The organism is Rhodopseudomonas sp. B29, assembly GCF_000333455.1.
GTDB lineage: Bacteria > Pseudomonadota > Alphaproteobacteria > Rhizobiales > Xanthobacteraceae > Rhodopseudomonas.
This window is the reverse complement of record NZ_BADD01000686.1, coordinates 1-5,088: the sequence shown is the minus strand read 5'-3', so window position 1 is coordinate 5,088 and position 5,088 is coordinate 1. Positions and strand designations below refer to the sequence as shown.

5 protein-coding genes and 1 pseudogene are annotated in these 5,088 nt (G+C 60.3%); 4 read left to right on the top strand and 2 right to left on the bottom strand.

Annotated features, from left to right (window positions below):
* The first annotated feature begins 240 nt into the window (after positions 1-240).
* Positions 241-1,311, top strand: coding sequence for a hypothetical protein (locus tag I5M_RS32450; RefSeq protein WP_148287956.1), 1,071 nt, complete (start codon positions 241-243; stop codon positions 1,309-1,311).
* Positions 1,312-1,586: 275 nt separating this feature from the next.
* Positions 1,587-1,823, top strand: coding sequence for an AbrB/MazE/SpoVT family DNA-binding domain-containing protein (locus I5M_RS24895; RefSeq protein ID WP_022723878.1), 237 nt, complete (start codon positions 1,587-1,589; stop codon positions 1,821-1,823).
* 371 nt (positions 1,824-2,194) lie between these two features.
* Here I5M_RS24895 and I5M_RS30600 read toward each other — a convergent pair whose 3' ends face one another.
* Entirely contained in the window at positions 2,195-2,734 is a 540-nt protein-coding gene (locus I5M_RS30600; protein ID WP_148287955.1) for a hypothetical protein, read from the bottom strand.
* Positions 2,735-3,278: 544 nt separating this feature from the next.
* Between I5M_RS30600 and I5M_RS24885 the strand changes: the two genes are divergently transcribed.
* Together I5M_RS24885 and I5M_RS24880 are read left to right on the top strand one after the other, a co-directional pair.
* Positions 3,279-3,536 carry a hypothetical protein gene (locus I5M_RS24885; RefSeq protein WP_022723877.1) on the top strand — a complete coding sequence of 86 codons (258 nt, stop codon included), beginning with the start codon at positions 3,279-3,281 and terminating at the stop codon, positions 3,534-3,536.
* A gap of 403 nt (positions 3,537-3,939) precedes the next feature.
* Positions 3,940-4,407, top strand: a complete 468-nt coding sequence (locus I5M_RS24880) for a BLUF domain-containing protein (RefSeq protein WP_031337484.1) — start codon at positions 3,940-3,942, stop codon at positions 4,405-4,407.
* A gap of 294 nt (positions 4,408-4,701) precedes the next feature.
* Here I5M_RS24880 and I5M_RS32925 read toward each other — a convergent pair.
* Positions 4,702-5,088, bottom strand: a pseudogene (locus I5M_RS32925) (hypothetical protein); the annotation flags it as partial.

The following is a 5,088-nucleotide window of genomic DNA, read 5'->3' as shown; positions in this document are numbered from 1 at the left end:
CCCCGCCCCGCAAAGACCAGCGTCCCGGGCAACGCGCCCCTCGATGGGGCGGGATGGATAGGAATATAACCTTACTGGATTCCGATGTCAAGAGATGGCTTTGCGTAGAACAGTCGCTCAGCCCTATCAATCACCTTCCGATCTCGCTGCCCGCCTATCGCGTGTAGTGGTCGTCTACTCCAGGTGCTGCAGATCTGCGGGTAGAACGCAGTTGTCCTACCCGCTCTAGTAGATCGATAGATGACGTTGGTTGTATATCTGGCCGCCGAAAGTTGCACTCTCGACCTTACGGACCGCGCAGTGACCTCAATCCGCCGTCGCCTAGACACATTGACGCTTGAACGGATTTTTTGCCGCCTGCGCACACGAATGGGCCTCTTTATCGTAGGCGCGGGCGCGTCAGCAGGATCGTCGCCGTTAGGCGCCGATTTCTGGCGCGGGCCACCCTTAGACTATCTCCGAAATACAGGCTCGTTTCCTGCGATCGTCACACCACGAAATCTGCTAACTCAGCGACTAATTAGCTATTCAGGAATTGAGATCGAAGAAATTTTCCCTGGACGGATAATCCACCCCGGCACCGACCAATATCCATTCCGCGAACTCGTAGAACGCTTGCCGGATGCATTTGCGCGAGAGTACCTAAAGTACAGTCTCGCTCAAGCGAAATATTTCGCGCGAAGAGATAGATTCATCCCAGATAGCTATCTCGTCTTTCGAATGTTCTACTCCTCAGTCATTGCCGACTACAACCACGACGGCTTAGCTCGCGAATTTTGTGGCAAGGCTCACGAAATTGTGGAAATGCACGGGAAAGTTCACGCAAACTATGGTTTGCCTGAGTCTGGCGCTTTGATTTCAAGTCTGCGCGAGTTCGATATCCCTTTGCCGCCTGATGACTTGATTATGGGAGTCCCCGAGTCATGGTTCGACAAGCAATTACGTCAGAAGTTGTCATGGGTTATGGGTAAAGCCCCCCAACACGTCGTAATCATCGGTTATAGCTTTGCCCAGATGGGGAGCGGTTATGATGACGAGGTCACGCGCGAATTTTTCATCCAGAAATTCAGGCACTACCCCGGTGCAATCCTCGTTATCAATCCCGACCCAACACAGCTCTGCGAAATGCTTTCTGATGAACTTAAGATCAATACCGTATATCCAATCAAACAGTACTGGAACGTGCTCGCGCACGCGTATCTGGAAACACTTAGGTGCAAGGACAAGTTCAGGTCTTTGGAACACGCATATGGCTTCTTATACGACCGACACGGCAGCGATCAGGCATTCCTAGCCCCTATGCTCGATTAGCCAGCGGACTCCTCCATAACACTTGGCCGATCGGCGGGTTAGGCCTTCTGCTAGCAAGCGTAGCCCGCATGAGCGCAGCGATACGCGGGGGGCCATGTCGGACGCAGCCTCTCTGGAATACCGATCCGCCGCTTTCGCGGAGGACGACGGTGTCCAGGATGGCGAACTGATAGCGTCAGATGAGGATTTGAGTCACGCATGTCGCTGCGCTCACGCGGGCTACGGCGGGGGCGCTGCCCCCTTGACTCCGTAAGACGGTAAGTCACCTTACCTGAATGAACCGTCAGAGCCGCCCACCAGCTGCGTTTTCCAAGGTTTCGCTGAAGAGCCAGACCGTGATCCCGCGCGAGATCAGGGAGCAGCTCGGGCTCAAGCCGGGCGATACGCTGCGTTATCGGATGACCGAGGTCGGCGTCGTTCTCGACAAGGCCACCGAGGACGGCGACGATCCGTTCGTGGCCTTCTCCGAATGGCGCTCTGAAGCCGACGAGAAGGCGTATGGTGGCCTTTGATGTTCGATCGGCGAAGCGCGTAGTGAGGATGAACGCAACTTACCGCCGCCTTCATTGACGCCGCGCATCGGCGGGTTACGCCTTCGGCTAACCCGCCCTAAGCGTTTTCCGAACGAGACGCACTGCCCGTGTCGCCCTCTCCCCAGCCCTCTCCCGCAAGCGGGAGAGGGGGCGCGCTGGGGCGCGTGTCGGGCGGACGTGGCCGCGACAGCAAGCGTAGCCCGCATGAGCGCAGCGATATGCGGGGTTTGTGTCCGATGCAGGCTCTGTGGAATACAGTATCTTCCGCTTTCGCGGAGGACGCCGGCGCGTCGGGTGGCGAGCTGGTAAATGCAAATCAGCGATCCCGCATGTCGCTGCGCTGACGCGGGCTAAGTCGCAGCTCCAATGCGCTGGGCTTTTCGCTGCGCCCTCACATAGCCGCGGACTTCGCTGTCAGATCGGAATCTCTTTCCGTCCACATAGAAATTGCGATCGCTGTCGACATACACTGGGTAGCCTTCACACTTGGAATTGTAAGCCAGCTTGGCCATCGCCATGCAATCCTCGAACGACGCCCCCTGAAGCCGGGAAACGATGTTCGGAATGGCAGACTTGTCGCCAACGTCTTCGTAAATAGTCCTGAACGCGAGCAGCGCAGCGTCTCCGCCGGGCCGGAGAGCTTCGACCGCCGCCATGATATCGGGATCAAAATTCACGAGGTTGCGCCAGCGATCGTCATCTTTCTCCGTCGATACCATCTGCGCAGCGACGGCGGATGGACCCAGCAAAATTAGCAGGATGGCGGCGATCAGGGGTGACAACAGGAAGGCGAGCAGGAACCAGCCAAAGCCGCTTCTGCCGCGATTGCCGGCGGCGGCGGCGATTACGAAGCACAACACTAACCATACGACGATACCAACAATAATCATGAAATTCTCCCTGCAGTATCCTACCGTCGTTTCATGCGGGTTCGGTCCGCCGCTCCGGATGTCCGTGAGCAAGCGGCCCATTTCGCCACACAGATTATGTGATGATCATCTCGCGAGCGCGATTAGTACAAAGTCTCGCTTCCTGAGTGCAGTCACAAGCGTAGTTCGCGTGAGCGGAGCGATACGCGGGGGTTTTACACCGGCCGTCTCTCTAGTCCCGCATGTCGCTTCGCTCATGCGGGCTACGGCGTAGCCATAGTGCGGATGATCTCAGTGTCACCCGTAGCCTTCATCGACGCCAACGCATGGCGGGTTCACCGTTCGGCAACACTCGCTACGGTGTGAGCCGCACGAACTCACTTCTTGCGTCGCCCTCTCCCCAGCCCTCTCCCGCAAGCGGGAGAGGGGGCGCGCTGGGGCGCGTGTCGGGCGCACGTGGCTGTGAGAGCATGGGGATTTGCGGGTCGGAGCTTTCGGCACCTGCCTGTTCCCGCGTCCCTTGCGCGCATTGACGGGCGATGCGACGCGACCGACATTTCGGCGCATGATGGTGTTGGTTCTGATCGCGATCCTGGTGAGCGCCGGGGTCGCGGCGATCGTCAACGATGCCGCCTTTGGCGGTGCGCTGTTCGACTCCGGAACGGTGGTGAGCGTCGCGATGCTGTCGGCGCTGACGCTGTTCGTCGGGCGCGGCCTGCTGCGCGTCACGACGCGTGGCCGGTGGCTGACCCATGCGCTGATCTGGGCCGCGATCGTGCTTGCCATCGCGCTGGCGTATCGGCTGGCGCCGCTGCTGAGCTGAGCCGGCGCTGCAATGCTTCGAGCGATCAAGATAGCAGACGGGGCCTTGCATCAAGCCGTAGGGCGGATGAGCGCAGCGTCATCCGCCGCCGTTATTGAGGTCGAATATCGGCTGGTTAGGCTTTCGGCTCACTCGCCTTCCGCATTATTCCGAACAAGACTCACTGCCCGTGTCGCCCTCACCCCAACCCTCTCCCACAAGCGGGAGAGGGGGCGGGCCGCGACCCGTGTTAAGCGCGCTGCGGGGGCAGTGGATACCAACGCCTGCCGCAAAGTCACCCTTGTCGCGAGCACCGATATGCCTGCATCTCCTCCCGCGCGATTGATCGGGGGCGCCGATCGGGGTTTTATGCCTCGGTTAGTGAAGATCAACGATTCGGCACCGGCCGGTTGCGGGCGGGATGATGAGCGAGACTGAACGAGTATTCCGGCTGCTCTATGTGAGCGAGAACCGGATCGCGGGCGATGTCGCGCAGGTGGCGGCGGAGATCGAGCGGGTGCTCGAGAGCTCGCGCCGTAACAACGCCGCGCTCGGAATCACCGGCGCGCTGATCTTCAATTGCGGGTTTTTCGCGCAGGTGCTGGAAGGTCCGCCGCTCGCGGTCGAGCAGATCTTCGAGGCCATTCAGCGCGACGTGCGCCACACCAAGATCCAGGTGATCTCGGCCGACTTCGCCGACGCGCGGCAGTTTCCGCACTGGTCGATGGCCTATGTCGGCCGCTCGCCGAGCTGGGAGAAGGCGCTGGGCTGGATGAAGGACGCCACCAACTACACCGAGGCCGAGCGCGACGATCGGCTGTTCCGCATCGTGACGGACATGGCGCACGACGCGGAGCTGTCGGCTGACCGGTCGTTTGGTGGTGGGAGCTGAGCGCGGGGCGTGTGGCGGGTGAATGATGGGCTTCGCTGCGCTCAACCCCTACTATGTGCGACGAGGCCCCTCCTCTCGTCATTCCGGGGCGCGAGCGTAGCTCGCGAACCCGGAATCCATACTCCCTGACGGCGCGGTCGAGCAGAGCGCCACTAGGTCTTGTCGTCACCATCAGCACAGGGGTTATGGATTCCGGGTTCGCGCTGCGCGCGCCCCGGAATGACGAAAGAGAGGTGGTTCGCGTGACAGCGGCTGCGCGCGGATGAGCTACGTGTCGTGTATCAACTCGCCGCCCTACGCCAGCTTGTTCACCGTGTTCGACGACGTCGTCGTGCTGGTGGTGGTCGACGGGTAGTTGGTCATCGGCACGGAGAACGATTTGAGGCCGACCTGGAAGATCAGCTTGCCGGTCTTGCCATCGTCGGTGGAGATCTGGCTGCGGCCGAACATGATGACGTTCTTGTAGACGATGCCTTTGCCCTGGGTGGTGACGCCGTTGATAGTGGTGCTGACGTCGGCTTCGTTGCCGTTCACCGCCGTCACTTTGAAACTCGCGGTGCCGACGGTGTCGTCGGAATGGCCGCCCCAGTTGCCGACCAGATTGCTGGTGTCGGCCGGCGCGGCCTGCTTGTCGAGAAACGCGCTGGCCTTGCCGACGCCGGTGGAGGACACCAGCGCCAG